Source organism: Photobacterium sp. R1, assembly GCF_054600795.1.
The window spans coordinates 1-362 of the sequence record NZ_BAAHZP010000224.1 but is presented as its reverse complement, the minus strand read 5'-3'; the positions used below and the strand labels follow the sequence as shown (position 1 = coordinate 362).

The window sequence follows — 362 nt, the reverse complement described above, 5'->3', positions numbered from 1 at the left end:
GAATTGCTGAAGAAACTTTCCAGTAAAAATATCAATGTAATGGCGATGGATTCAGTGCCGCGTATTTCACGTGCACAGGCCCTGGACGCATTGAGCTCAATGGCAAACATTGCCGGTTATCGTGCCGTCGTTGAAGCTGCCCACGAGTTTGGACGTTTCTTTACCGGGCAGATCACCGCAGCAGGTAAAGTACCGCCAGCAAAAGTGCTGGTTGCCGGTGCAGGGGTTGCCGGACTAGCCGCTATCGGTGCTGCGGGCAGCCTGGGTGCCATTGTGCGCGCCTTCGATGTACGCCCTGAAGTCAAAGAGCAAGTGCAGTCTATGGGTGCTGAATTCCTTGAAGTCGATTTCAAAGAAGATAC

Annotated in this window: 1 pseudogene; it reads left to right on the top strand. The window is 52.8% G+C overall.

The window, feature by feature from the left end:
• A pseudogene (gene pntA, locus ACYP03_RS24770) lies at positions 1-362 on the top strand (Re/Si-specific NAD(P)(+) transhydrogenase subunit alpha); the annotation flags it as partial.